The 24518-nt window shown below is 46.1% G+C and carries 33 protein-coding genes; 14 read left to right on the top strand and 19 right to left on the bottom strand.

The genetic code is table 11. The features are described 5' to 3' along the window. Positions 1 to 2: 2 nt before the first annotated feature. The gene (locus tag K6T22_RS08885) at positions 3 to 710 is read right to left on the bottom strand and encodes a hypothetical protein (RefSeq protein WP_238236353.1); all 708 of its coding nucleotides are present in this window, start codon (positions 708 to 710) and stop codon (positions 3 to 5) included. Positions 711 to 793: 83 nt separating this feature from the next. Then, a complete protein-coding gene (locus K6T22_RS08880) occupies positions 794 to 1513 on the bottom strand; it encodes an alpha/beta fold hydrolase (RefSeq protein ID WP_238236352.1) in 720 nt (239 codons plus the stop codon). A gap of 90 nt (positions 1514 to 1603) precedes the next feature. On the opposite strand from K6T22_RS08880, the gene K6T22_RS08875 reads away from it, so the two are divergent. Further along, entirely contained in the window at positions 1604 to 2266 is a 663-nt protein-coding gene (locus K6T22_RS08875) for a Type 1 glutamine amidotransferase-like domain-containing protein (RefSeq protein ID WP_238236346.1), read from the top strand. Beyond that, positions 2263 to 2820 carry a histidine phosphatase family protein gene (locus K6T22_RS08870; RefSeq protein WP_238236344.1) on the top strand — a complete coding sequence of 186 codons (558 nt, stop codon included), beginning with the start codon at positions 2263 to 2265 and terminating at the stop codon, positions 2818 to 2820. The genes K6T22_RS08875 and K6T22_RS08870 overlap by 4 nt, the downstream gene beginning before the upstream one ends. Positions 2821 to 2823: 3 nt before the next feature. Here K6T22_RS08870 and K6T22_RS08865 read toward each other — a convergent pair whose 3' ends face one another. Further along, entirely contained in the window at positions 2824 to 3096 is a 273-nt protein-coding gene (locus K6T22_RS08865; protein ID WP_238236342.1) for a hypothetical protein, read from the bottom strand. 148 nt (positions 3097 to 3244) lie between these two features. Between K6T22_RS08865 and K6T22_RS08860 the strand changes: the two genes are divergently transcribed. Continuing rightward, complete coding sequence (locus tag K6T22_RS08860; RefSeq protein ID WP_238236337.1) at positions 3245 to 3781, top strand: PadR family transcriptional regulator; 537 nt, start codon at positions 3245 to 3247, stop codon at positions 3779 to 3781. Position 3782: 1 nt separating this feature from the next. Further along, complete coding sequence (locus K6T22_RS08855; protein ID WP_238236334.1) at positions 3783 to 4247, top strand: DUF4188 domain-containing protein; 465 nt, start codon at positions 3783 to 3785, stop codon at positions 4245 to 4247. A gap of 36 nt (positions 4248 to 4283) precedes the next feature. Here the strand turns inward: K6T22_RS08855 and K6T22_RS08850 are convergent, their stop codons facing one another. Next, complete coding sequence (locus tag K6T22_RS08850) at positions 4284 to 4442, bottom strand: DUF1272 domain-containing protein (protein WP_238236332.1); 159 nt, start codon at positions 4440 to 4442, stop codon at positions 4284 to 4286. A gap of 136 nt (positions 4443 to 4578) precedes the next feature. Between K6T22_RS08850 and K6T22_RS08845 the strand changes: the two genes are divergently transcribed. The 6 genes from K6T22_RS08845 (at position 4579) to K6T22_RS08820 (ending at position 8609) form a co-directional block, all read left to right on the top strand. Beyond that, positions 4579 to 5004: an Lrp/AsnC family transcriptional regulator gene (locus K6T22_RS08845; RefSeq protein WP_238236326.1), complete on the top strand. Its 426-nt coding sequence runs from the start codon at positions 4579 to 4581 to the stop codon at positions 5002 to 5004. Then, a complete protein-coding gene (locus K6T22_RS08840; protein ID WP_238236323.1) occupies positions 5001 to 5759 on the top strand; it encodes an aminoglycoside phosphotransferase family protein in 759 nt (252 codons plus the stop codon). Before K6T22_RS08845 ends, K6T22_RS08840 begins: the two co-directional genes overlap by 4 nt. A gap of 26 nt (positions 5760 to 5785) precedes the next feature. Next, a complete protein-coding gene (locus K6T22_RS08835; RefSeq protein ID WP_238236319.1) occupies positions 5786 to 6406 on the top strand; it encodes a Type 1 glutamine amidotransferase-like domain-containing protein in 621 nt (206 codons plus the stop codon). Positions 6407 to 6544: 138 nt separating this feature from the next. Next, the gene (locus K6T22_RS08830) at positions 6545 to 6979 is read left to right on the top strand and encodes a MarR family winged helix-turn-helix transcriptional regulator (RefSeq protein ID WP_238236316.1); all 435 of its coding nucleotides are present in this window, start codon (positions 6545 to 6547) and stop codon (positions 6977 to 6979) included. A gap of 58 nt (positions 6980 to 7037) precedes the next feature. After that, positions 7038 to 8021 carry a ring-cleaving dioxygenase gene (locus tag K6T22_RS08825; RefSeq protein ID WP_238236314.1) on the top strand — a complete coding sequence of 328 codons (984 nt, stop codon included), beginning with the start codon at positions 7038 to 7040 and terminating at the stop codon, positions 8019 to 8021. Positions 8022 to 8066: 45 nt separating this feature from the next. Beyond that, positions 8067 to 8609 (top strand): NADPH-dependent FMN reductase, encoded by a 543-nt coding sequence (locus tag K6T22_RS08820; RefSeq protein WP_238236310.1) that lies wholly within the window; start codon positions 8067 to 8069, stop codon positions 8607 to 8609. A gap of 54 nt (positions 8610 to 8663) precedes the next feature. On the opposite strand, the gene K6T22_RS08815 is transcribed toward K6T22_RS08820, so the two are convergent. From K6T22_RS08815 to K6T22_RS08805, 3 genes are all read right to left on the bottom strand, one after another. Continuing rightward, complete coding sequence (locus tag K6T22_RS08815; protein ID WP_238236306.1) at positions 8664 to 8873, bottom strand: hypothetical protein; 210 nt, start codon at positions 8871 to 8873, stop codon at positions 8664 to 8666. A 75-nt stretch (positions 8874 to 8948) separates the two neighbouring features. Continuing rightward, entirely contained in the window at positions 8949 to 9119 is a 171-nt protein-coding gene (locus tag K6T22_RS08810) for a hypothetical protein (protein WP_238236305.1), read from the bottom strand. A gap of 12 nt (positions 9120 to 9131) precedes the next feature. Beyond that, positions 9132 to 9476 (bottom strand): DUF2200 family protein, encoded by a 345-nt coding sequence (locus tag K6T22_RS08805; RefSeq protein WP_238236304.1) that lies wholly within the window; start codon positions 9474 to 9476, stop codon positions 9132 to 9134. Positions 9477 to 9589: 113 nt separating this feature from the next. Here K6T22_RS08805 and K6T22_RS08800 point away from each other — a divergent pair, with 113 nt between their 5' ends. Further along, positions 9590 to 10264 carry a hypothetical protein gene (locus K6T22_RS08800; RefSeq protein WP_238236298.1) on the top strand — a complete coding sequence of 225 codons (675 nt, stop codon included), beginning with the start codon at positions 9590 to 9592 and terminating at the stop codon, positions 10262 to 10264. On the opposite strand, the gene K6T22_RS08795 is transcribed toward K6T22_RS08800, so the two are convergent. Further along, positions 10265 to 11293, bottom strand: a complete 1029-nt coding sequence (locus K6T22_RS08795; protein WP_238236296.1) for an ABC transporter permease — start codon at positions 11291 to 11293, stop codon at positions 10265 to 10267. Beyond that, a complete protein-coding gene (locus K6T22_RS08790; protein WP_238236295.1) occupies positions 11293 to 12009 on the bottom strand; it encodes an ABC transporter ATP-binding protein in 717 nt (238 codons plus the stop codon). Before K6T22_RS08790 ends, K6T22_RS08795 begins: the two co-directional genes overlap by 1 nt. A gap of 153 nt (positions 12010 to 12162) precedes the next feature. On the opposite strand from K6T22_RS08790, the gene K6T22_RS08785 reads away from it, so the two are divergent. Both K6T22_RS08785 and K6T22_RS08780 read left to right on the top strand, forming a co-directional pair. Next, the gene (locus tag K6T22_RS08785) at positions 12163 to 12750 is read left to right on the top strand and encodes a TetR/AcrR family transcriptional regulator (protein WP_238236286.1); all 588 of its coding nucleotides are present in this window, start codon (positions 12163 to 12165) and stop codon (positions 12748 to 12750) included. Continuing rightward, positions 12747 to 13277: a nucleotidyltransferase domain-containing protein gene (locus K6T22_RS08780; RefSeq protein WP_238236283.1), complete on the top strand. Its 531-nt coding sequence runs from the start codon at positions 12747 to 12749 to the stop codon at positions 13275 to 13277. The genes K6T22_RS08785 and K6T22_RS08780 overlap by 4 nt, the downstream gene beginning before the upstream one ends. 1 nt (position 13278) lies before the next feature. Here K6T22_RS08780 and K6T22_RS08775 read toward each other — a convergent pair whose 3' ends face one another. From K6T22_RS08775 to K6T22_RS08765, 3 genes are read right to left on the bottom strand one after another with little or no spacing between them, the layout of a single operon-like run. Further along, positions 13279 to 14532: a hypothetical protein gene (locus K6T22_RS08775; RefSeq protein WP_238236282.1), complete on the bottom strand. Its 1254-nt coding sequence runs from the start codon at positions 14530 to 14532 to the stop codon at positions 13279 to 13281. 30 nt (positions 14533 to 14562) lie between these two features. After that, positions 14563 to 15819, bottom strand: a complete 1257-nt coding sequence (locus K6T22_RS08770) for a hypothetical protein (protein WP_238236281.1) — start codon at positions 15817 to 15819, stop codon at positions 14563 to 14565. A gap of 5 nt (positions 15820 to 15824) precedes the next feature. Next, entirely contained in the window at positions 15825 to 16484 is a 660-nt protein-coding gene (locus K6T22_RS08765; RefSeq protein ID WP_238236280.1) for a hypothetical protein, read from the bottom strand. 159 nt (positions 16485 to 16643) lie between these two features. On the opposite strand from K6T22_RS08765, the gene K6T22_RS17305 reads away from it, so the two are divergent. Beyond that, the gene (locus K6T22_RS17305; RefSeq protein ID WP_255344362.1) at positions 16644 to 16766 is read left to right on the top strand and encodes a hypothetical protein; all 123 of its coding nucleotides are present in this window, start codon (positions 16644 to 16646) and stop codon (positions 16764 to 16766) included. Positions 16767 to 16969: 203 nt separating this feature from the next. On the opposite strand, the gene K6T22_RS08760 is transcribed toward K6T22_RS17305, so the two are convergent. From K6T22_RS08760 to K6T22_RS08730, 7 genes are all read right to left on the bottom strand, one after another. Then, positions 16970 to 17497 (bottom strand): HAD-IIIA family hydrolase, encoded by a 528-nt coding sequence (locus K6T22_RS08760; RefSeq protein ID WP_238236275.1) that lies wholly within the window; start codon positions 17495 to 17497, stop codon positions 16970 to 16972. A 17-nt stretch (positions 17498 to 17514) separates the two neighbouring features. Further along, positions 17515 to 20142, bottom strand: a complete 2628-nt coding sequence (locus tag K6T22_RS08755) for an ABC transporter permease (protein ID WP_238236273.1) — start codon at positions 20140 to 20142, stop codon at positions 17515 to 17517. A gap of 14 nt (positions 20143 to 20156) precedes the next feature. Next, complete coding sequence (locus tag K6T22_RS08750; RefSeq protein ID WP_238236270.1) at positions 20157 to 20573, bottom strand: NUDIX hydrolase; 417 nt, start codon at positions 20571 to 20573, stop codon at positions 20157 to 20159. Positions 20574 to 20725: 152 nt separating this feature from the next. Continuing rightward, positions 20726 to 21007: an LlsX family protein gene (locus K6T22_RS08745; protein ID WP_238236268.1), complete on the bottom strand. Its 282-nt coding sequence runs from the start codon at positions 21005 to 21007 to the stop codon at positions 20726 to 20728. 69 nt (positions 21008 to 21076) lie between these two features. After that, positions 21077 to 23161 (bottom strand): ABC transporter permease, encoded by a 2085-nt coding sequence (locus K6T22_RS08740; RefSeq protein WP_238236265.1) that lies wholly within the window; start codon positions 23159 to 23161, stop codon positions 21077 to 21079. Between the two features lie 192 nt (positions 23162 to 23353). Next, entirely contained in the window at positions 23354 to 23722 is a 369-nt protein-coding gene (locus tag K6T22_RS08735; protein ID WP_238236263.1) for a hypothetical protein, read from the bottom strand. 19 nt (positions 23723 to 23741) lie between these two features. Continuing rightward, positions 23742 to 24512: a hypothetical protein gene (locus K6T22_RS08730; protein ID WP_238236261.1), complete on the bottom strand. Its 771-nt coding sequence runs from the start codon at positions 24510 to 24512 to the stop codon at positions 23742 to 23744. Positions 24513 to 24518 lie beyond the last annotated feature (6 nt).

Here is a 24518-nt window from a genome sequence, read left to right as displayed (position 1 = left end):
TCCTATCGGGTCATCAAAGACATGAGATTAAAGCGTTTGACAGAGAGTAGACCAAGTAATAGATAAACGACAAGTACGACGGTCAAGATAAGCAACGATGCTCCCGTAACGTGCTCAGATACAGCAAGACCGAGTGTTTTCATGACATAAAACGGATTTAAGTAACTGTACCAACGATCCGGTTGAGCATTGGCAAATAAAAACAGCGGATACATGACGATGTTCAGCAACGTCGACATGCTCGAAATTTTTGCCGGAAGCATCGTCAAGGAAATGCTCGCAAAAGCAAGCGGGATGCTGAGCAACAAGACGAGATAAGCGAGTAACAACGTCAAAGGTGAGAAGAAGTCGAACACGAGCATCAGAATCGTCGTAAAGACCGTTAAACTAACGGCTGCAAACACGAGCTGAACGAGTACGAGTGCGAGAATACAACCAATCTTACTACCGGAAATCATGATATATGTCTTCATCAAGCCATGTTCCCGCATCCGGGCAAGTTGAAGACCGATTCCGTTCACGTAAATCGAAAGTAAGATATAGCCCCAAAAGAGTGCGAGGAACGATAAGAAACTGCTCTCGGTGAAGTCGAGACGTGACCCGAAGACAAAGGCGAGAATCAATGGGAAAATCAGAGACCAAAAGACCGGAATCTTATCCGTCAGCATGATTTTTAAGTAGAGTGTGAAGTAGCTAGGAATCGAATACATAGGGGCCTCCTTTGAATATGTCGATAAAAGCTTCTCTTTATGTACGAATTGATTTGGGAAAAAGTTCCGATTGCTAGAGAAGGTTAGGAGCACTCTGAAATTAACGTTTGTAAGGCATGAATGACTTTATCTGGCGCGTCGTGATGAATGAAGTGACCACTATTAGAAACATTAATAAATGATCCTCGAAGTGACTGTCTAGCAGTCTGTCGTTGCAACTCGTGCCACAATAGTTGCGCATCACGAGAGTAATGCTCTTTTTTACCGGCAGATAGAACGATGAGTGGAAATATGTAGTGCTCATCACTATTCGTCGCTTCAATACTTTCTTTGAAATCTGCGTATGTACACTCGAGCGTAAATTGGTTTTGGTACTTGGATTGGAACGATTTTGGCATCACTGGTAAGAAGCGTTGGATATAAGATTCTGGTGTTGCATCGATTAGCAATAGTCCACTTACTTCATTTGGGTACTGCGATGCAAATTGTCGCACTAACGTACCACCATAGGAGTGACCAACGAGAATAAATGGTGGTTTAAGCGATAATGTGCGAATCAATCGATGAAGACGATTCACGCTCTGTTGACTTGTCTCAGAGTTGTAAGGAGAACTGCCGCCGGTGTTCGTACGGTCGTACATTAAGATCGTACCAAGTGCCTCGATCTGATCTAAGATAGGATGCCAGGTTGAAAGATCTTGACCATATCCGGTTTCGAAGATAAACGTCGGTTGAGCGGGATCACCTAGAATTAGACGATAGTGTAACGTTGTTTCAGGTAACGTCATAAATTCAAAAGACATACGAGTCCTCCTATTTTAATGGGAATAAAAGTAAGAATACCAGAAACGAGCAAATATTGTAAACTGAATCAAAGAACAGGAGGCGGTAAAATGGAGTACTTATTAACATCCGGTGGAGTACAAAATGCATCGATTCATCAAGCGTTACTCGAGATGCTTGGAAAACCGATTGAAGATTGCCACGCCGTTGCAATTACAACGGCGTCCTACGCGTTAGCGAATGGCGTAGAACTGGCTACCAACTTCATCCAAGGCAAGGATGAGGCACCGATGGTCGGTTTAGGGTGGAAGTCGGTAGGACTCTTGGAACTGTCAGTCATTTCGTCGCTAGCGGAAGAAACATGGCGACCTGCTGTTGAAAAAGCGGATGTCATCCTCGTCAATGGTGGGGACCCCTTATTTTTGCATCACTGGTTCGTCGAATCTAAATTTGATCAACTGTTGCCTGAACTGTCCGGTGTCTATGTAGGGATGAGTGCCGGCAGCATGGTGCTTACGCCACGAATCGGAACGTATTTCGTCGGATGGCAGCAGACGCCGGAGCAATCAGACGCAACACTCGGTCTCGTCGATTTTTCGATTTTCCCGCATCTCGATCATCCGCAGTTACCGGATAATCATTTGCAAGCAGCAAAAGAGTGGGCAAAGACGCTGACGAATCCAGCGTACGCAATCGATGACGCGACGGCAATCCGTGTCATCGGTTCGAACGTCGACGTGATATCTGAAGGAGACTGGGTCCAGTTGCGATGACAACGATCTATTTCGTCCGCCATTGCGAATCGGTCAAAACGGGGAGTGACCAGGAACGAGGCTTAACCGAGGCAGGTCAACTGCAAGCGCAGAAACTAGTAGGATTCTTTGAAGCGATGTCGATTGACGCCATATACTCGAGTCCGATGCGACGGGCGAGTGATTCAGTCCGACCGCTTGCGAATCAAAGGAACATCCAGGTCATTACGGCTCCATTTCAAGAACGACTGTTTCAACGACTCGATGAACGATTAACGTCTGAGCGACTCGAGGAAGTAGTGAGTCAGTCATTTCTAGACGTCGATTACGCAGAAAGTGGTGGAGAGTCGAATCGGATGGCGCTTGATCGTGCTGTAGCAGCCATCGAAAAGCTCCGTGACAGGCATCCGAAACAGCAGGTGCTTGTCGCGACGCATGGTCTCATACTGTCGTTAGTTCTCGAAAGATATACTGGGCGAGCGGCGAACGAATGGCTCGATGCGATGTCGAGTCCAGCGATTCACCAGCTGACATTCGACGCCCTCGAGAAAGCGTTTCATGAACAGCTACTTTAAGGATTAAATCTGACCGCTGAAAATGAAACCGAGAAAGACTAGTAGCAATACACCAAGTGGAACGGCACAGGCGAGACTGACATATTTAAGGATTCCCGGCTCCCGCCGTCTGAAGGCGACAATCCCAAGTACGAGTCCGAACAAGTAAATGGCAAGTCCGATTGGAATAGTGATCATCGAGTTCGGTCCGAACGACCAATTGAGCGGTGGGAAAATCATATAAGCGATGAACAAGCCGAGCAGACTGAAGAAGATAGAGGTTTTAGCATATGTCATGGGAGAACTCCTTTTAGTTAAGTCTGTAAACAATGAATTCGAATCACCAACACAAAATCCTGCTCGCACCCGAAAATTTCCAGTTTGTCTTTTGCATGAAGGGGAACTATATCTAAAAGATAGTATCTTTTAGATATAGGAGGGACCGATGCCAAAAGAAAACATGACCCGTTACGCAATTCTTGGACTCCTTGCGAGTGGTTGTACGTCCGGTTATGAGATGAAGCATACGATCGACACGAGCTTGAATCACTTTTGGAAGATCAGTTTCGGACAAGTTTACCCGACACTGAAACGGTTAGAAGCGGAAGGATTAATCGTGGAAGAGGTCACGGATGGGGAACGAAAACAATTCGCCCTGACGGAAAACGGACATGCAGAGCTCGAACGATGGGTCGCTGAACCATCCGTCGAACTACCGGTACAACGAAACGACTTATTGTTGAAGCTTTATTTTGCCCGCCATGTTTCAAAAGACGTCACGATGCAGAAGATTCAGGAGCATGCGAGCTTGCTCGAAGAACGTCTCGAGACGTATCAGGCAATCGAGACGATGATTCGTTCTTATCCCGACTCAAACGACGCCGTTTATTGGTTATTGACGCTTGATTATGGCATTCGAAAGACACGTGCGTTACTCGACTGGTGTGACGCTTCCCTTAAGACCCTTGAAGGAGGAAATTGACATGAAACGGATCATTGCGACTCCGAACAAAGACGTCGTCGTGTTCATCATCGGGTTACGGATCAATCGCTTGCGCTCCGTGCGTCAGTGGTTACCGACGGTTCAAGCGATGGGACCGATGCTGCAAGAGTGTTATGAAAACGATGTCGGTCTGATTTCGCATGAGTCACTTTTCGGTTGGCGTTCCGTGACATTGATTCAATACTGGCGTTCAACGGAAGAATTGATGGCATATGCTCATGGTTCCCTTCATTTGACGGCGTGGAAACGATTCAATCAGAAGGCACGGACATCAGAAGCGGTCGGGATCTTCCATGAGACGTTCGAAGTCAGCAATTATGAGTCGATGTATGTCAATCTTCCGACAAGAGGTCTTGCGAAAGCAATTGGCGAGTCGGCAATCAAACCGCATCAAGAACAAGCAAAGAGTCGCTTAGCCGAACGGCAGTCGCAAGAGACGATCTGAATAGACAAAAAGACGGGTGCCGAGGCATCCGTCTTTTTATGTCGCGACTGGCGTTGCGGGTTCGAGTATCTCCCCACAGTTTTGGCAAATATGATCGAGCGTTTTTGTACACGGTTCGCAAAACGTACAAGCATGCGAACACTGATAGATCGTCGTTTCAATCGTTTCTTGACACCGGACACAGGTTGGTTGCATGAGTATCACCTCCTGTTAGTAGTATAAGAAATACTCCTCGATGAACACAGAAGGAGAATAAAGTAAAAGTCTATATTTTCCTTTGATTCCATGTTAATTTGAAGAAAGTGGTTTTGAATCAGAAGGAGGATGGAAAATGGATCAGATTGATCAACAAATCGTCCGGATCTTGCAAGACGATGCAAGAATCCCATGGTCGGAACTCGGTCGACAAATCGGGTTATCGGCACCAGCCGTCATCGAACGAGTCCGAAAAATGGAGGACGCAGGGATCATCGAAGGATTTCGCGCTGTCATTAATCCGGAGGCACTCGCGCAAGGGTTACTCGCAATCGTCATGTTCGAAGAGACACGTTGCGCAGGCTTGATTGACTTTTGTAAGGGACATCCAGAAGTCGTCGAGTGTCACCGGCTGACCGGTAGCTATAACTTTATGGTCAAGTTGCAAACGGCGTCCGTTACAACATTAGAACGTTTTCTCGATGACGCATCGGTCTTCGGCAAACCGTCGACTTGGATCCGATTGTCGACGCCGGTTCCGTTTGCGGGGTATACGATATGACGGAAGCGACCCGTCTAATCATCGAGCAACTGATGGGACCGGTCGAGTCTTTTGAAAAACTCAGTGAACAAGGGGGAACATCGACGGTCTACCGGATTGAAACGAAAAGAGGAACATACTTACTGAAGACTGCAACGAAGGCGAGATATCAAGAGTGGCTCGCAGAGGAAGCGATCGTCCTCAAAGATTGGATGAAACGCGAACCAGGGTTCCTTCCTGAGTACGTCGGCTTTTTAAAGACGGAACAGCAGAGTCATCTCTTGATGGGATGGCGAGAAGGGATCACGCTGACGAGTGCATTAGAACAGGCGACAAGCGAACAACGGATTCAGCTGTGGCAAACGTTCGGAACCTATCTCTTCCATTTTCATCAACGAACGACAGTGGGAACTTCAAGCGATTGGTTGACGGAACGTCTCATGACAGCAGAACGTTATGTCGCGTCTGGTTGGACGTCCGGAACGATGGATTTACTAAAACGATTAAAGTCTTCCTGTCCGAATCCGATTGCTGCTAGTTGGATTCATGGCGACTGTACGACGGATAATCTGTTGGTCGCAGCAGACGGTACGATGTCATTCATCGATGTCGGAGCGATGAAACCAGGCGATCGACGGTATGATATCGCTCTTGCGATCAGTCCAATTATCGATGATCCAGAAGCGCTCGATTCCTTCTATCAAGGATATCGGTTTGCTCGACTAAACAAATCAGAATTTGATTACTTCGAACATGGTCTGTATACCTTTTTCTAAACAGTTATTTTAAAAGGAGAGAAGAAATGAACCTCATGTTAATCGGTGGCGGACAACTGATTGCGCCGTCCCATCAAGTCATCAATCGTCATGTCTTTCAACTGACGTCATACTTACCGCATATAGTCTTCCTCCCGACGGCAAGTCGGGACGAGCGATTGTACCAACAACAATTTCGATCTACATATGAAGCGCTTGGGGCAACCGTCTCAATCATTACCTTGTTTGACGATAACCAAACGATTGATACACAACGACAACTATTACAGCACGCTGACATCATCTATGTCGGAGGTGGTCATTATCCGTTACTCGTAAAGACACTTGAAGACACTGGAATGGATGTACTTCTCAAGCACGCGGTCGAGCGTGGAACGTGGTACGTCGGTGTTAGTGCTGGGGCGATCTATCCGATGGAATACGGGATCCGAACAAGGGAGGACGGAACGGACTATTGCCTCGATACGGGGCAAGGTTGGCTCAGTGGCTGTCTTTGTCCGCATTTGAATCAAGAAAAAAGGGCAGCTCGGTTTCAGGGCTACCTTTCTCAAATGGAAAGCGCGATCGGATTGCCTGACGATACGGCGTATATTCAATCTGAGACGGATCAGTATATGTTAGGTGAAGGATACGAGCTGTATAAATGAAGATGAGCACCTCGAATTTTTGTTGCAACCTTTTTAAGAATTTCAAAAGATCAAAACGGTTGACGAATAAAAATAGAGGTGGTATATTTATCTCGAATTAAAGATATATGGATTAAAGATACAAAAGAGGTGAATGAAATGACACGACCGAATCCGAACTTGAAAGCACTGACAGTGATGGTGCGGGCAGTTGACGCGCTACATGAAGTCATCAAGAAGGATGTTGCGCAGTGGGGACTGAATCCGACCGATTTTTCAGTTCTTGAGTTGTTGTACCATAGGGGAAGGCAACCGATTCAACTGATTGGGAAAAAAGTCTTGATAACGAGTAGTAGCATCACGTATGTCATCGATAAGCTTGAAAAAAAGAATTACGTTTTCCGTAAAGCGTGTCCAGAGGATCGGCGCGTGACATTTGCGGAACTGACCTCTGAAGGACAACAACTGATGGAAACGATTTTTCCGGAGCACGAGCAAGCAATCAACCAGGTATTTCAAGGGATAGACCCGTCTGATCTCGAAGTTTTCATTCAGACAGCCAAAAAGATCGGTTATCAAGCAAAAGGTAATTAAATTTTTTTAGACTGATATCTCGAATTCGAGATAATAACGATTAGAGGAGCGATTTTTCATGAATGAACTAAAAGGTATCCACCACGTTACAGCGATTACGAGCAGTGCTGAGAAAAACTATGACTTCTTTACAAATGTCTTAGGGATGCGATTAGTCAAAAAGACCGTCAATCAGGATGACATTCAGACGTATCACTTATTCTTCGCTGATGATAAAGGATCTGCCGGCACGGATATGACGTTCTTTGATTTCCCTGGTATTCAAAAAGGATCACACGGGACGAATGAAATCTTCAAGACAGCGTTCCGTGTCCCGACGGATGCCGCACTCGAGTACTGGATCAAACGGTTTAACAAATATGACGTCAAGCACCGTGGCATCAAAGAACAGTTCGGTAAACAGACGCTCTCGTTCGTCGACTTTGATGAGCAACAGTATATGTTGATTTCTGACGAGCATAATCAAGGTGTCGCGTCCGGCACACCGTGGCAAAACGGTCCAGTGCCTCTCGAGTTCGCGATCACAGGACTCGGTCCAATCCACATCCGGATTGCGGAATTCGATAACTTAAAAGCGGTACTCGAACAAGCGATGCTGATGCGCGAAGTCGATCAATCTGGTTCACTTCACCTGTTCGAGATGGGTGAAGGTGGAAATGGTGCCCAAGTCATTGTCGAGCATAACGTCGTCCTACCGAGTGGACGTCAAGGATTCGGAACAGTCCATCACGTCGCTTTCCGCGTCGAAGATACGGCTGCTTTACAGGAATGGATTGAGCGGATGCAACAGTTACGCTTCAACACATCGGGCTACGTCGATCGGTTCTTCTTCGAATCACTCTATGCTCGCGTCGCACGAGGTGTCTTGTTCGAGTGGGCAACGGATGGTCCTGGTTTCATGGGTGACGAACCTTACGAAACGGTCGGAGAGAAATTGTCATTACCACCATTCCTCGAACCACAACGAGCACAGATCGAACAAATGGTTCGTCCAATCGATACGGTCCGGAGCACACGCAAGATCGAAAAAGAATATCTTTAAAAGAAAAGTAAGCTGACAGCATCTAAATAAGAGGAGGAAATGAAGATGGAGAAATTAAACATTGGCATCATCTTAGGGTCAACACGTGAAGGACGTCTTAGCCCACAAGTCGGGAACTGGGTCAAACAACTTGCCGATCAACGGGATGATGCAAACTATACGATTCTTGACATCGCTGACTACAAATTACCACTGCTTGGTGAAAAGGGCGGGGATGCGTCGGGGGCTGCTGCTTGGTCGAAGGATGTCGCAGCACAAGACGGATTCGTCTTCATCGTGCAAGAATACAACCACTCGATTGCAGCGTCACTCAAGAACGCGCTCGATTATCTCCGCGTTGAATGGAACAATAAAGCGGCAGGGATCGTCTCTTACGGTTCAGTCGGTGGAGCACGGGCGGCAGAACATTTGCGCGGCATCTTAGGGGAGTTATTGATTGCCGACGTCCGGGTACATCCAGCGTTATCCTTGTTCACTGATTTTGAGAACGGATCGGTTCTCAAAGCCGCAGCCGTTCAAGAAACATCAGTCAACCAAATGCTCGATCAAGTCATCCCGTGGGCAACGGCGTTGAAAACGATCCGCTAAATCTTTTCATACAAACCCCCTCATTTCGAGCTGAAATGAGGGGGTTTCACGTTATCATGTACAACACGACGTGACGCGGCGCAGATCCTTTTCTTGAATGTAAAGCGTGTGATGGCGGACTTTATAAGGAATGTCAGCCGCTTGAAGACGTTCAAGGTAGTGAACAGTCGGAGCGACCGTCCATTTCACATATGACGTCGCAGCATTTGGTGAGGCGAGACAGATGAGTAATAAGAGTGGAAGGATCCATTTTCGAATCTTCAACCGTATACCTCCTTTATTATTTCAAATACTGTATTAATGTTTTTATTGTTTAAAACCAAAACTGAAAAAAACGACTCACGTCAACAAAAAATAACTGACCATTAAACCGACTAACAGACCACTAAAGGCGAGTTGGTAGACAGGTGAACGATGAGTTCCTTTGTTTCGTTTCACTTGATAGAAGATGAAATAAGCCACACTGGTCACCATAATGAGGATGGCCAGTGTACTAAGTATCGTAGACATCAGCATTCCTCCTTATCGTAAAATCTTAGATAATGCTTTTCCTTTTGCCAGTTCGTCAACGAGTTTATCGAGAATGCGGATGTTACGGATATGCGGATCCGTTAGGTTTTCCACTCGAATCCCGCAGATAACACCAGTGACTAAAAATCGACGTTCGTTCAATTCGGGTGCTTGTTCGAAAAAGGCTGCGACGGATTGCGCTTGTTTTGCTTGTTCAAACGATGCTTGCGTGTGTCCGGTTAACCAAAGCATGATTTCATCCAGCTCATCTTGCGTCCGTTGCTTGCGCTCTACTTTTTGAAGGTATACGTTGTACAGCTGCTGCATCGGCATTTGAAATACTTTTTCATAACTCATCTGAATCGCCTCCTTTCATGGTAACATATGGGAAAAGATCTTGTGTTAAGGATTTCAATTTCGTTTTGGAGGTGCAGGATGAAATGAGACGTCGAATGATTGGGATGACTTTCATGACATGCTTAGTACTATTTTTAGGCGTCATGGGTGTAAAACTGTCGTATCAAGCCTTAGTCGATCCTCCGATCGATCAGTCGACGGGAAACTGGGTACATGTCCCGAGCACGATCTTACCGACTAAAAAAGTCATCTATGCGAAAAAAGATTTGATCACAAAGGCACTGGACTCTTCAAAAAATGGGCACAAAGGATATCGGAAAGAGCCGGATAAGAAACCTGTTGTTGAAGTTGGAAAGGGATCATGGACGGATGCGATCAATCAAATCGTTCGCATGACTCCATGGATGGTCGCTCTAGTGATGATCATCTATCTGTATCGTCGACAACGATTCAACCGCATGCAGTGGTCATTCCCATCAAAACATCAACCAAAACGAACCGCTCTATCGCTTCCGCTAACGTCTGAAGTCCAGTTCTCCTTAGAAGACAGTATCCTTGATTCAAAAATTCGTGAAGCGGTGCGCGCGTTCAATCGGTCACTTGCTCCAGCGCAGCAACGGCGGACACATGAGACGCTGACGGAGTGGTTAACACGCCTAGAGGTCACGGTTCCGCGTGAGGTCTATCAGCTCGTTCGGTATGCCGACGTGGCAGAGCAGACACTTGATTCTTCTCGACGGACTGCTTTCCTCGAACAACTTAAGCAAAATCAGACACGGCTCGTATAATCAGCCGTGTCTTTTTTGATGTCCACGATACTTGTTGAGGGCGAGCATATTTAAGAGGAACAGTGCTGCACCATAAAGGAATAGTCCGAGCCAGAACGGCCAGATGCTTGACCAACCATTGCCGTAGACAAGCACTTCCTTGATTGCACTCGCCCCGTAGAAGATCGGGGTGATATATCCGATGTTACCGAGTCCGTACGGAATCAAATCAAGCGGAATCAAACCCGAGAAGAAGATTTGCGGAATGATCGTAAAGGGAATCAATTGGACAACTTGTAATTCAGACTGGGCAAAGATCGAAATCGTTGCCCCGAACAAGACCGCGACGACGGCAAGTCCGAGCATCGTCAGGAAGACCCAGATGATCGAGCCTTCAGATGGCAAATCAAGAACGGTCGTCGCATATAGGACGACAAGAATGGCTTGGATGGAAGCGAAGACGCTATAACCGAGCGTATAACCGAAGATGACATCCGTTTGGCGAATCGGTGTCATCATCAAGCGCTCGAGTGTGCCACCACTGCGCTCCTTGACGAGTGCCATCGCGGATAAGATAAAAACGAAGAAGAACGAGAATAGCGATAAAAAGACGAAACCGAGCGCATCAAACGTCGATTGATCGACATCTCCGTAGAGATAGTTCGTCTCAAGTTGCATCGTCGGTTGCAGTGACGCCAGTCCAGCTTGAATCTCGCGTAGTGCTTTGGAACTTTTCGTCGAAGGTTCGCGGAGACTTAAGGACAGCTGATTGTCGCTCATCTCTAAGACGACGTCGACCGTTTCGTGATCTTTCAGATAGGCGTCCGCATCACTACCGCTATACGCTTTGATCGACAAATCCTGCTTTTCAATCGCTTGTGAGACCGGAGCTGGTACATCCTGGTCAATGGCGACGACTGGCGTGTAGTCATCGTTTCCAAGCAAGAAATAGATCAAGGTGAAGATTAATAACGGAGCAAGTAAAATCAGTCCGACGCTTCGTTTATCGTTCAACGTTTGACGGATGACCCGTCGTGCGAGTTGCCACATCACGTCACGTCCTTTCCGGCGAGCAGGAATAGTTCTTCAACTTTTCCGTTTTCCGTCTGGGCAAGCAAACGGTCGAGGGGGTCATAAGCGATGATTCGACCGTTATAAATCAATGCCGCTCGGTCACATTCGTTGATTTCATCCATAACGTGAGTCGAGACGACGATCGTTGTTCCTTGCGCACGAATTGCTTGGAATTGATTCCAAATCTGTCGGCGTAACACGGGATCAATCCCGACCGTCGGCTCATCAAGGAATAGGACGCTCGGACGATGTAGGATTGAGATGGCGAGGGACAACCGTTTCTTCATCCCACCAGAATAATGACGGACGAGCTTTTTTTGATCGGCGGTCAAATCGACGAGTGTCAAGACCTCTTCAATTCGTTTTGCCAAGTCCTGACGAGACATGTTGTATAAGGAACCGAAAAACTGTAGATTCGCAAGCCCTGATAAATCCTCATATAAGGCATCATTTTGTGGCATGAAACCGATCTGCGATAACATCTTGAAATTCGGCATCAAGGTGTCACCGATCTGAATCGAACCCGTATCTGCCTGGATCGCGCCGATCATTAAGCGAATCAACGTCGTCTTACCGGAACCTGACGGACCAAGCAAACCACAAATTTCACCAGACGGAATCAGGAGATCAATCTGTTGGAGGACGTTCTGTTGATGAAACGATTTGGATACACCGTGTAGTCGTAAATCCATCGTATTTCCCTCCTTTTATAAAATAATTATTGAACAACGTGTTGATTAATTTCATTATAAAAGGGAGAGAAAATGGGAGCAATGACCAATTGACGTCCATCTGTTGCTTAAGCGACACATCCCGACAAACTGTTGAAGAAAGAGGCGATTTCGATGAAAAAACAAGATTTACGCATCATTCGGACCGACCGCCGAATTCGCGAGACGTTCCTCGTACTGATCGACGAGGTCGGCTTTGACGCCGTGACGATCAAGTTATTGACGGAACGCGCTGAAGTCAACCGGGGGACATTCTATCATCATTACGCGGATAAATACGAACTGCTCGAACGGATGACGAATGAGATCTTTGAAAAGATCGAAGCAACGTTCGAACGGGAAATCCCGTTCGTTTTGATCAACAAAACGGAGGACTCTCCGTACCGGCGAATCATTCCGTTTCTGACGTTCCTTTACGAGCACCGGACACTGATGCGGATTTTACTTAGCCCGGCGAGCGACGGGATGTTTCGGAACCGGGTCCGTGATTATATGCAACAGATTCTGTTCTCGGGGTTACCTGAACAAGGAGAACGACTCGTTCCGGAAGACTATCTCGTCGCCTATCTTTCTGCTGCCCATCTCGGAGTGATTGAATCGTGGTTGAGTCATCCGAACGAGACAACACCGGAAGAGATTGCTCGGATCGTCTTTACGATTTCAATGGAAGGACCGTTCCGAGCAGCGGGGTTCCGGCGATGAACTTACAGGAAGTAGTAGCCTATATCGTTAAGGCATTACAACAAGAGCAAATTCGCTTCGGTATCGGTGGTTCATTGCTGTTAGCACATCATGGATTGCCTGTCACTCCGCATGACATCGACCTCGTTGTCGCGCTAGAAGACGTCGAACGAGCAGTCCAAGTGTTATCGGAAATGGGAACCATCGTCGAACAAGACGAGACGTCACTGTACGCAACACAAGTGTTTCAGGAATTTATCATCAAAGGAATCGATGTCGATCTGATGAGCGGATTACAGATTCGCCATGACGAGGGGATCTTTGTCTATCCGTTTGCTGAACAAACGATTAATGAGACAGAACTTCCATTTATGTCACTCGTCGATTGGTACGTCATCTATCAATTGATTCCAGGACGAGAACAAAAGGTCGCAATGATTGAACACTATCTTGCTGAGCAGGAAGTGGATCAAGAGCGACTGAAACAGCTGAGACGACTTAATCTCCCCCAAGTCGTCAGGAATCGGATATATCAATGGCTGAACTGACTCATAAGTCGCGCAATAAAACGACTTCGTTCGTTGCCGGTAAGTAAGCATGATCAGAGTCGAGTAGTCCGCAGAGTACGTACTGATCGAGCGTCTGGTCGAAGACATAATAGGGCTTTAATGTCAGATAAGGCATGAGTACGTCACGTATGACTTCTTTTGGCACGCTATTAGGCAACGGTTGCGTCGAGTCATGGTAGAGCGCGATAATCGACTCGTTATCAACGATTAGGCTGATTTCGTAAGTTTCTTCAATCAGGAGAATCGTTAAACGACGCTTGTAAGTAAGCGATGGGTCGTCATGTGTCCGGTGTACTTTTACGTTAATGAATGGAAAATCCCGATTAATTTCCTGAATTGTCCACGCTCCTGACTCTTCAGGATACTCCGCAGCGATGAGGTCTACAGCAATCGATTGACAAGTCGTCAATGTCTCATCTGTCAACGGTCGGTAATCCGGGTGTGGTGTTTGAGCTTCGGCATCGAGTGCCGTGACGGCGTCTCTCCGCTTAATCAATTTGCGCGTGTAGGAGAACGTAGAGGGCTTGTCCCATGTCACGATCTCGTTCATGGAAACGGACGAAGAGTCTGGATCACTTAAAGGATATGTGCGAGAGCCGTCTTGAGAAACAAAGATTTCTTCGATTGCATGCGCCTGTATTCGTTGTTGCTCACCAGGAGCTGAAAAGAACCGTAACTGTTGCGAAATGATTGGAGCTATTTGCTCGAGTGATAACGTGAACGATTCAGTCGGATAATTCTTGCTCAGCGCGGGAGTTCCATACACACTGAAAAAATCAAGCGCTCCGTCGTCCGTCAATTCAAGCGAAATGAAAAGACCAGGGAAGAGGCGAATTCCGTTTTGGCAGCTGACATACTGATACAGCGAATCTTGGTGCTTCAGTAACATAAACTCCTGGTCGAACGTCATTCCTAACTCTTGCTCTAGCCAGGAAGTCTGTGTGTCTGAATCACGTAAATCATCTGGAAGAGAATGAATCGTGACATCACCATGTTTGTTGATTAATGTCGTTCGTCGTGTAGCTGTATCGACTTGGATCTCAATCGTACCGTCTGGATAACTCTCGTCTTCAGACAATGGATCGTGATTGATGGGGAACCAACATGTCTCAAACGAATACTGCGTTTCACCATGGATTTTTTCGCGGTGATAGAAGGATTCATGTAGGACATAATCGTTCAGTTGATATTGATCTTGGATATGGGAGATTAAATCTTTCGTTAATGGATGCAACTCGTTCACTCCTTCGTATAGATCTTCACTTTATAGATTACGTAATAAGACGACCTCATTTGTTGCCGGTAAATAAGCGTGATTCGAGTCGAGCAAGCCACAAAGAACATAGTGACCTTTTGAAGCGTCAAACACATAACGCGGTGTGAGAAACAGATACGGACGTAATGCGTTGAAGATGATGTCTTGCTGATGACCTTCGAGCCCTGGTGTAGTAACAGAAGCGAACGCGGCATGGAGTTCCTGATTGTCGACCAAGTCAATCCAGTGAAGCGTCTTTGCGTCAAGGAGAATCGTGACGCGTCGATGCTGATCGACATAGGACGTCGGATGCGCGTGTGATAATTTAACAGCAAGGTAGGGATGTTGCCGGTGAATGTGCTGAATCATCCATTGTCCGGAATCGGCAGGGTACTCGTTTTGCATGATGTCTTTGATCACGGTGCGACATGCGTTCACAGTCTCCTGCGGAATCGGACGAAAATCCGGATGTTCGGTCTGCGTGATCACGTCATTTGCGGTCACGGTTTCTCCTGATTGAAACGGATGCCGTTCATGCGACTTAGACGATAAACCTGTCCAGGTTAACACATCATTCACTTCGATGGAGGACGTGAAATCTAGTTTACTTGGAACAAGGATAGTTCCTTCTTGCGTCACGAACGTCTCGGCGATAGTATGCGCATATTGATGTCCTGGTTTTGTATAGGAAAACCACTTTAGTTGTTGTTTAGTTAGCGATTCAATTTCTTCGAGCGTTAAGGCGAAAGGTTCCTGATTCACATGATGATCAATCGGATGAGGACCGTACATGAACAGTTCATCGAGTTGACCATTTTCTGTTAATGTCAGATGGATGAAGCAACCGGGAGACAGCCGGACTCCGTCGTGACAACTCGCGTAACTGAAAAAAGTTTCGTCTTCTTCTTCGAGCATGAAATGTGTACCATGGATCATGCCGGTTTCTGACTCGAGCCAAGCGATCCGAGTGCTTTCATTACGTAAATTGTCAGGTATGGAATGGAGAGAGGTCGGACCGTGTAAGGATAACGTCGTCGTTCGTTTCGTGCTAGGATTTATCGCGATCTGCACCGTTCCTTCAGGAAGCATCGTGCCATCCTCTTCCTCGATTACGGATGTACCACGCGGAATCCAGAACGTTTTGAAAGAGTAACCGATTTGGTCGTTCATTTTATTTTGCGTGTAGGACGATTCGTGGAGCACATAGTCAGTTAAACAATATTTTTCAATCATGTACTCAGTCAGCTGCTTCGTTAAAGCATGCAAGCTGTTCACTCCTTTTTTTGTACGTCTTCCGTATCGTCAACTAAGGTCGGGATGACGAAGTCAGGTAAGGTCTTAAATAAACAATCGGCTGTCTCGAAAAACGATTGATTGGAGATAACATTCACGATATCTGCATCGTGGCTAAACGCAAAGACGGACATGTTTTCCTGCATGGAGACGATGACCGTTTTTTCTGGTCTTTCGGAGTAGTAATGCGTTCGGTATTCAATCCGAAAGGCATTCGGTTTGGTTGACCAGATGACGAGATCATTCCAACTCGCGTGGGGATGGATGTAAGAATAGAGTCGTTGAAAGTCTTCGGCATGCTTTAGCTCAGCGACGATGAAGCGTTTTTCGGCAAGTGGTGTTAAATCATTATATGTAATCGAGCAAGACTGACATAGCGCCTCAAACTCCACTTCGTCATAGCGGTTCACTTCTACACAGACAAATAGTGGAAAGGCGTGTAGTTGATGAAACCACTGTTCAAGAAAGGAACGCTCGAATGAAGACGACGCATCGTCTGGATTCGGAAAGATGCTGAAGGCAGATGTGTAGTCTTGTTCGATGACGAATCGCAAATTGTCAGGGTCTGAAAAGTCATTTGGAATCAACTGAAGATCATCATCGTAAGAATAAGGCATGTACTCAAATGTTAATTGCAACGTATTCACCTCTGTTTCGTACGTTCAGTGTAACGTGAATCTCTTTGTGATGAAGCGGAATTGAAAATTATTACATAATTGTAAGGCTTAAATTATAGACTAATGCATTATTATAGTAAAATAAATATAAGAATCTTTGAAGCGTAGGAGGAAACAAAAGTGTCAGATTTTAGTCTAGCAATGAATCTTTTATTTGGGAGTGTCCATCTTATTCTCATGGCGATGGCGATCCCCTCGATCATCTATGCACTCTATCTATTACGGAAAATCGCTAACAAATGATTGCAGGAACTTTTTGGTAAGAACAAGAAGACAGTTTAAGTACCCACGCATCATCAAAAGGAGGCGGTGGCATGTCATTTTGGACATGGTTTGCAATCTTATTCGTGTTAGCGGTCAGTGTTTACGCATCTTCTCAACCGAAACATTCCAAGAAATAACAAAAGGCGCAACTTCCGTTTACGGAATCGCGCCTTTTCGTTTGTTCAGTTTTGCGTATCGAGCCAAGCGATCGCATCTGCCAAGTCGTCGGCGATATAGTCGACGTTTGCTTGTTCCACCCTGTCAGCAAAATCGCGGATGGAAATCTCCCCAGCACCTGTCCGGACTAAGATTTTAATACATCCGGCGCTTGCAGCTGCCATCATATCGCTCCAGCGGTCCCCGATGACGACACATTGTTCGAGTCGGAGATCGTGTTTTGCTTGTGCTTGCAGTAATAAGTCTGATGACGGTTTGCGACAAGAGCAGCGATCTTCCGCTGCATGCGGACAAATCAGCATATCATCAAAGCCGAAGTCCTGTAATTCTGTCCGGAACTCCTGTTCACGCGCGAATCCTTTTGAGATACCAGGCTGATTCGTAAACGCAATCAGTAAAACACCTTGATCGCGTAAGCGTTGTATTAGTGAAGCGACGTGAGGGAATAAGGTAAACGTTCCGGGATAGTGGACGGTGGCATCTCCACCAATCGTCCCGTCCCGATCAAGAAATATTGCTTGAATAGAATTCATGTGTACAACTCCTTAGTTTACGAAGCATCTTTTAATTCTTGGTACGGTTGAACACGTGCTGCCAGTTGCGCTGGGATGAAGGCAGCGATGACACCGAACAGAATCGGTAAGGCGATCGATACGCCAATCAATAACGGTTCATTCCACGGAACGAGATCATACAGGAAGTAAATCGTCGTATAAGCGACAATCAGTCCGACGATGCCGGAAATCAGACCAACAAGGAATCCTTCGAGGACGATCAATTGTCGGATCGCGCCGTTCGTCCAACCGAGTGCTTTTAAGACGGCAAGTGACGCCCTGCGATCGGTGACGTTTTGCCACATGATTTCTCCAGTCGTCAAAATAGCGATCGTGATCGCGACGCCCATCGTCACGTAATGCATCGGTCCGACTTGCAAGGCAACGAATTGACCGAGCCACGACGTATAAAGAACACCTTGTAGATGGAACGTGACGAACAAGAAGAACGTCAGCAGTGCCGTCGGTAGAGCGATCGAGAGGACGGACAAACTGTTCCGTTTCCATTTCCCGATCAATTCCTTTAGTGCGAGCGTCACCGTCGAACGAAGCTTCAGTCCGACACGAGCGGCTTTTGCGTATTCACCGGTCTTGATCGCTTCGTACGGTGAGATCCGGCGAATCGTCCATGCTGACCAAACAGCACCTGCAAGGTAGATGACGAGACTGAATAGCGCGATCCAAACAAGACTCCAGCCATTCATCGCTTCGTTCCGAACGAGTGAGAAAATCCCTTCGACGATCAAGGCAATCGTCGAGACGAATCCGGCTAGAATCGCTGCCTCGATCAAGACGATTTTGTAGAGATCCTTCGTCCGCCAACCGAGTGCGAGCAAGACAGCGAACTCTTTCCGGCGGGCGAGCATCGAGACGTAGCTCGTTGCAAGGACATATACGATGGCGACCGCGAGCATCGCGAAGATGACGCTTGAGAAACCGACGCTCGTCTCGCGGAAGATCGTCATCGCGGCACCGATGTGGATCCACGGTTGTTCGATCCAACCGAGCGTCTTGCCGTCATCGATGACCTTCGTGACGACCGGTTGAGGGGAGGAACCTTTGGTGATCGTAGCGACGAGACCAGTATCTCGTTCGATTTCCGACTTGATGCGTTGTAAGGTTTTATCCGACTGTTCACCGACAGAAGAAGGCCCCTTTACTTTTAATCGAATCGATGAAATCGATTGATCGCCCATCACCTTTTTGACACTATCGACCGTCGTGAGAACGTTTGGAGAGTTCGTCAATAGACCAACCGGATTCCCGGTCGTGTTGATTGGTTGGGCAGGATTGACCGGATCGTTTTTTGAGTCAAGTACGAGACTCGCAGCAGACGGTCGATAGGTCTCCATCGGTAATTCGTTCAATGGATCTTTGGACACATTGATCTTGTTCGGATCATACAAACCGACGACATTGAACGTCAGATAAGGATTCATTGACTTAAAATCAGATTGATCCGATTTTTTCATTTTTATTTCATAAGAATCTATCGTCCGGAAGCCGCGCTTCGGAAGATAAGAGGATGGTAATATAGCGTTTTTGAATGCAGTAGGTGCTGTATGCACTTCATAAGCATCCTTCCATCGTGTAGGGAACGGACTCTTCACCGTTTGATATGTCAAAGAGCCTGTTTGGGCGGCGAGTTGAGCGTTAGTATATGCTTCTGCTTGTGGAAGTACCTTAGTTTTTTGACCGAGTAGAGAATCGAAATAAGCGCTCTCGACCTTAGAAGCATCGACTTTAATGTCTTGGATGATCTTGCGTTTTTCTTGATCGAGAGGTTGGGAGTCGTTCGATTCAGCTAGTCGTTGATAGAATGTATCACGTGCTTGTTTTGTTTTCAGATCGACGTTAACCTGTTCTAACTTGAATTGACTATAGCCCGTATTGAAGGATTTTGGATTGATCAACACCGGAATGTTGAATTCGTTGGAACTCTCCTTGCTGGCTGAGGGAACATCCTCTTGGTTAAAGTAACGAAACTTCTTCCGATTCAGGATGCTCTGATCCAAACCAACGAGTTGTGCTTCTGCTTCCGGATCGATTCCGACGATGAGACTATAGGTAAAGGGTTGTACGGATGAAAAATCTTGCGGATTTTGAAGATTGAACAATCGCGTGTTCGGAGGGACGAGTGGTTCTTCCATAGTTGAAAAGTAAGCGCTCTCCTGTGCAATGAGTTCTTTCGAAAATCCACCAGCGCCATAATGTGAATTACTCAGTCGATAAATACCAGGCTTGTCCGGAAAGTGGATTTGATTTGGAATCGAGATTCCGATATTAGCGTACCCCATGACAGCAACCGGAGCTGCGATATCAATCGCATTCATTTGTTTGATTTGTTGGTACTGTTTAAACGAAATCCCACCGTTGATTCCGTTGAGATAATTCGGTTCGAGTAACTTACTCGATTCCGTCGACATCTGACTGCCTTTTGGTCGGACGACGATATCGTAGGCGGATGACCATTTCTTTTGTAACGTCTGTTCGACCGTGCCTTGACTGGAGTCCGTCAAGTTGAACATCAGACTGAGTCCGGCGCTGATGATGAGGGCACCGACAAGCGTCAGGATAAACTTTCCACGCTGCCGGCGCCATTGATTCAAGACAAAACGAAACATCGTTATTCCTCCTTTTATGGGGTGAAAGCCACGAAAAATGGATGAGACTGCTCATCTAAGATATGTAAGATTCGTTCGCTGAAGTTCGACCACGTTACGCGTCGTAACACTTCTTCGAGCGGGAAAAAACCGACTGCTAAACTTTCGCTACTTGTCTGCGGTTGACCACCAATTGCTTTTGCGAGCCAACAGGTCGCACAGACATTCGCCTCGAGGTTTTGATAGATGCCGCAAAACTTCACGATTTTAATCTCAATTCCGGATTCTTCTTTGACTTCGCGAATGATGCCGTCAGCTGCACTTTCACCCGGCTCGACGATGCCACCGGGAAACTCCCAGCCACGATCCGGTCCTTGGATCAAAAGAATTTCGTTTTGCTCATTCAAGACGACTGCTCCTGCCGATAACGAATAAATCGATGTCGATAACATAGACTTCCTCCTGTGAAGAGAGGAGCAACATCTGTTGCCCCTCTGCAAATATTAAGATGCATCTTTAGAAAGCGACATAATGTGATCTGCAATTATTTCGCAAAGATGATTAGAGAGAGATCTTCTCATTCGTCAGTATCGATGATATTTCTTTAAGTTGCTCTGTTAAAGACATTTTTCTTTAGTCCGAACAAAAACTCTCCGATAATGACAAATAGAAGAGAACACACACTTCCAAGAATCATCATATTATTCGAATTAGGTGTTTCTGTACCATTCTCAAAATTAAAGATTTCTAATCCGAAGATAGTTATTGCACTATTGCGTGCGGAGGCTTCTGTATATCCGAAATAGATAACGAAAGAAAATAGTACTGTAGAAACTAATATACCGACAATAATCTCTGTAGCGATTCTTAATAACCTCGTTTTCATATAGTTCCTCCTATTGTTTAACTTGTTAGCTATAAATATTTATAAGAATTAATCATCAACAGTAATTAATTATCCTGCATCCTTTAGTTCTTGATACGGTTGAACACGCGCTGCCAGTTGCGCTGGGATGAACGCTGCGATGACACCGAATAGAATCGGTAAAGCGAGCGATACGCCAATCAGCAACGGTTCATTCCACGGAACAAGATCGTATAGGACGTAAATCGTTGTATAAGCGACAATCAGTCCGACAATGCCGGAAATCAGACCGACGAAGAAACCTTCGAGGACGATCAATTGTCGAATCGCTCCGTTCGTCCAGCCGAGCGCTTTTAAGACGGCGAGTGACGCGCGACGATCGGTGACGTTTTGCCACATGATCTCTCCAGTCGTCAAAATGGCGATCGTGATTGCGACACCCATCGTCACGTAATGCATCGGACCGACTTGGAGGGCAACGAATTGACCAAGCCACGATGTATAAAGAACACCTTGTAAGTGGAACGTGACGAACAGGAAGAAGGTCAACAGTGCCGTTGGGAGTGCAATCGAGAGAACGGATAAACTGTTTCGTTTCCATTTCCCAATTAGCTCTTTTAGCGCCAATGTCATCGTCGAGCGGAGCTTCAGTCCGACACGAGCCGCTTTCGCGTATTCACCCGTCTTGATCGCCTCGTACGGTGAGATGCGGCGAATCGTCCACGCTGACCAGGTCGCACCAGCGAGGTAAATGACGAGACTAAATAGCGCGATCCAGAGAAGACTCCAGCCGTTCATCGCTTCATTACGGACATATGAGAAACTTCCTTCGACGATTAAGGCGATTGTTGAGACGAATACGGCGAGGTTCGCCGCTTCGATCAAGACAATTTTGTAGAGATCCTTCGTCCGCCAACCGAGTGCGAGCAAAACAGCAAACTCTTTGCGACGGGCGAGCATCGAAACGTAACTCGTCGCAAGAACATAGACGATGGCGACGGCGAGCATCGCGAAGATGACGCCTGAGAAACCGACGCTCGTCTCGCGGAAGATCGTCATCGCAGCACCGATATGAATCCACGGTTGTTCGATCCAACCGAGCGTCTTGCCGTCATCGACGACCTTCGTGACGACGGGTTGAGGAGAGGAACCTTTCGTAATCGTAGCGACGAGACCGGTATCTTTCTCAATGTTTGCTTTGATTTGTTGTAAGAGTTGATCTGATTCTTCGCTGAGTGTTTCGCCACCTTTAATTTTTAGGCGAATCGACGAAATCGATTTGTTGCCTCGATGTTGCTGTGCACTGTCTAAAGTCGTCAGTATATTCGGTGAGTTAGTAAGTAATCCGACCGGATCACCCGAGGTATTAATAGATTTAGCTGGATTGATTGGTTTTCCGTTTGCATCTAAGACCAGATCTGCAGAAGAAGGACGATATGTCTCCATCGGTAACTCATTAAGTGGATCTTTTGAAACACGAATTTTGTTAGGGTCATAAAGTCCGATGACATTCATCGAAAAGCCGGGAGAATAATAAATATCATTCCCGCTACCCATAGTATCCTTAATTTTTTTTTCTAACGAATGTGTCGAACGATATCCGGTTTTAGGTAAAGCGTTCGTATCCTTTAAAAATGGATTCGTGACTTGAATTTTCTGACTCTCAACTTGATAGGCATTTGACCAACGCGCGGTATAGGGACTTTTTTCGGGGCGATATGTAAGCGGTCCAGTTGTGATCTCGAGTTGTAAGTAATCAGAAATCGTTGCATCATCTAATCGTGATGATTGAGTATTTTTTGTTGGTGTATTCGTTAAAGTGCTAAAAAATTTTTGCTCAACATCTTTTGAAGAAATCGTAAATTTTTTGATCGTTTTACCTGGAATCTTATTCAGCATCTCAAACGCAGGTGTAAAATCGTTTGGAATCTTTGAATAAAATGTATTTTGTTGTTTTTGTGTATCGAATGGAACATCTAGTCGTTCGATTGAATACTGAAAAGTCCCTTGATTGAATGAATTTGGATTTAATAGAATGGGAATCGTATTTGGATCTGCTTTTTCGATAGCTTTATCATTTTCAGTAAAATAGCGACTATTTCCTTTTGAAGGAATGATGCTACGATCAAGACCCACTAACTCGGCTTCAGCTTCAGGATCAATTGCTACAAGCAAGCTGAATGTTCGAGGATGGATGATTCGCGACGTAGACTTAGTTGGAAAGACTCCTGGCATATTAGCAATACGTGCGTTTTTATTGCCATTGAAACTATAAATGGCTTCATCGCTTAGAATTTTTTCCCCGAAACCGTTCGGAGATGTCAGCGTCTCTCTTAAACGGTAAAAGCCAGGTTTATCGGGGAGATCTCATTGTCCTGTGACACGTAATCCGAGTTTGACATAGCCCATCACGGCGACGGGTGCCGCAATTTCAATGTCCTTCATTTTCTTGATGGTTTCGTATTGTTTGAAGGAAATTCCTCCGTCGATCCCATTTAAATAGTTCGGTTCGAGTAAATCATTCGACTCACTCGCAAGCTGACTTCCCTTCGGTCGCACGACGATGTCATACGCAGACGACCATTTCTTTTGTAATGTTTGTTCGACCGTCCCTTGACTCGAGTCGGTAAGATTGAACATCAAACTGAGTCCGGCACTTATGATGAGGGCACCGACGAGCGTCAGGATGAATTTCCCGCGCTGCCGGTGCCACTGATTGATGACAAAACGAAGCATATGTAGTCTCCTTTATAGTTTAGTGGGAGAGCTGAGTTTTTAAATAACGGGCAAGATCTTGTTCGAAATGCTGAATTTCTTGTGCATCCAGTGCTTCTACTTCTGTTTGCGTCGCGTAGCGGGTAACAAAATAAGGAGAGAGCGGTGTCAGTAAATGAATACGCTCCGTCCAGTCCGTTAGCGATTCATGGCTTCGCCGTTGAAGAGAACGTGGTAAGCGTTGATTGAAATCAAACAACATTAAGCGTAATGATTCTTCAGGCGGAGTGAGCACCGACTGAAGATTTGTTTGCCGAATGGACGTTTCAGTCGATGGTTGGATCCAATGGTTTGACTCACTTTCAAATTCTCGTGATGGTGATGAACGTCGCCGACGTTGAAGAATCCGGTATCCTACGAAAGCAACTAGTACAAGTACAGCAGTGACGAAGAGAATTTTGTTGGAGGAGGATGCACTTTCTATGACGTTCATAAACGAAAACGAAGAAAGATCCTCTACTTTTCGATCGCGTGGTGTGCCACCCGTATTTTTATTTTGCTCATCGGACGTTCCCAGATAGACGCCGTCTTCTTTTTCATCGATTTTGTCATCAAAATTACAACTGTTTTTTGTGAAGAATAAATTAGATAAATCCTCTTTCTTACATCCCCTCACGATCGTCGTCTCTTGTTCTGAGAAGTCAGCATTCCGAAACGCTTTATACGCTGACTGCGTCGATACGGACAGCAACAGAAAAACGACAAGTGAGCCGATGAAGCTCGTGATCAGTTTGCCTCGAAACGTTTGCATCGCAGA

The sequence above is a fragment of the Exiguobacterium acetylicum genome, from assembly GCF_022170825.1.
GTDB classification, from domain to species: domain Bacteria; phylum Bacillota; class Bacilli; order Exiguobacteriales; family Exiguobacteriaceae; genus Exiguobacterium_A; species Exiguobacterium_A acetylicum_B.
The sequence above is the reverse complement of the archived record's forward strand: the minus strand, read 5'-3'. Positions and strand labels throughout refer to the sequence as shown.

Bases quoted from the DNA above. Each gene is read 5' to 3' on its own strand.
- K6T22_RS08870 (WP_238236344.1), top strand. From the start codon at position 2,263: ATGACAACGATCTATTTCGTCCGCCATTGCGAATCGGTCAAAACGGGG.
- K6T22_RS08745 (WP_238236268.1), bottom strand. From the start codon at position 21,007: ATGAAAACGAGGTTATTAAGAATCGCTACAGAGATTATTGTCGGTATA.
- K6T22_RS08785 (WP_238236286.1), top strand. From the start codon at position 12,163: ATGAAAAAACAAGATTTACGCATCATTCGGACCGACCGCCGAATTCGC.
- K6T22_RS08850 (WP_238236332.1), bottom strand. From the start codon at position 4,442: ATGCAACCAACCTGTGTCCGGTGTCAAGAAACGATTGAAACGACGATC.
- K6T22_RS08865 (WP_238236342.1), bottom strand. From the start codon at position 3,096: ATGACATATGCTAAAACCTCTATCTTCTTCAGTCTGCTCGGCTTGTTC.
- K6T22_RS08880 (WP_238236352.1), bottom strand. From the start codon at position 1,513: ATGTCTTTTGAATTTATGACGTTACCTGAAACAACGTTACACTATCGT.
- K6T22_RS08885 (WP_238236353.1), bottom strand. From the start codon at position 710: ATGTATTCGATTCCTAGCTACTTCACACTCTACTTAAAAATCATGCTG.
- K6T22_RS08735 (WP_238236263.1), bottom strand. From the start codon at position 23,722: ATGCTTCGTTTTGTCATCAATCAGTGGCACCGGCAGCGCGGGAAATTC.
- K6T22_RS08855 (WP_238236334.1), top strand. From the start codon at position 3,783: ATGAAACGGATCATTGCGACTCCGAACAAAGACGTCGTCGTGTTCATC.
- K6T22_RS08750 (WP_238236270.1), bottom strand. From the start codon at position 20,573: ATGTTATCGACATCGATTTATTCGTTATCGGCAGGAGCAGTCGTCTTG.
- K6T22_RS08760 (WP_238236275.1), bottom strand. From the start codon at position 17,497: ATGAATTCTATTCAAGCAATATTTCTTGATCGGGACGGGACGATTGGT.
- K6T22_RS08830 (WP_238236316.1), top strand. From the start codon at position 6,545: ATGACACGACCGAATCCGAACTTGAAAGCACTGACAGTGATGGTGCGG.
- K6T22_RS08825 (WP_238236314.1), top strand. From the start codon at position 7,038: ATGAATGAACTAAAAGGTATCCACCACGTTACAGCGATTACGAGCAGT.
- K6T22_RS08835 (WP_238236319.1), top strand. From the start codon at position 5,786: ATGAACCTCATGTTAATCGGTGGCGGACAACTGATTGCGCCGTCCCAT.
- K6T22_RS08840 (WP_238236323.1), top strand. From the start codon at position 5,001: ATGACGGAAGCGACCCGTCTAATCATCGAGCAACTGATGGGACCGGTC.
- K6T22_RS08730 (WP_238236261.1), bottom strand. From the start codon at position 24,512: ATGCAAACGTTTCGAGGCAAACTGATCACGAGCTTCATCGGCTCACTT.
- K6T22_RS08780 (WP_238236283.1), top strand. From the start codon at position 12,747: ATGAACTTACAGGAAGTAGTAGCCTATATCGTTAAGGCATTACAACAA.
- K6T22_RS08860 (WP_238236337.1), top strand. From the start codon at position 3,245: ATGCCAAAAGAAAACATGACCCGTTACGCAATTCTTGGACTCCTTGCG.
- K6T22_RS08875 (WP_238236346.1), top strand. From the start codon at position 1,604: ATGGAGTACTTATTAACATCCGGTGGAGTACAAAATGCATCGATTCAT.
- K6T22_RS08795 (WP_238236296.1), bottom strand. From the start codon at position 11,293: ATGTGGCAACTCGCACGACGGGTCATCCGTCAAACGTTGAACGATAAA.
- K6T22_RS08790 (WP_238236295.1), bottom strand. From the start codon at position 12,009: ATGGATTTACGACTACACGGTGTATCCAAATCGTTTCATCAACAGAAC.
- K6T22_RS08810 (WP_238236305.1), bottom strand. From the start codon at position 9,119: ATGTCTACGATACTTAGTACACTGGCCATCCTCATTATGGTGACCAGT.
- K6T22_RS08845 (WP_238236326.1), top strand. From the start codon at position 4,579: ATGGATCAGATTGATCAACAAATCGTCCGGATCTTGCAAGACGATGCA.
- K6T22_RS08800 (WP_238236298.1), top strand. From the start codon at position 9,590: ATGACATGCTTAGTACTATTTTTAGGCGTCATGGGTGTAAAACTGTCG.
- K6T22_RS08755 (WP_238236273.1), bottom strand. From the start codon at position 20,142: ATGTTTCGTTTTGTCTTGAATCAATGGCGCCGGCAGCGTGGAAAGTTT.
- K6T22_RS08805 (WP_238236304.1), bottom strand. From the start codon at position 9,476: ATGAGTTATGAAAAAGTATTTCAAATGCCGATGCAGCAGCTGTACAAC.
- K6T22_RS08820 (WP_238236310.1), top strand. From the start codon at position 8,067: ATGGAGAAATTAAACATTGGCATCATCTTAGGGTCAACACGTGAAGGA.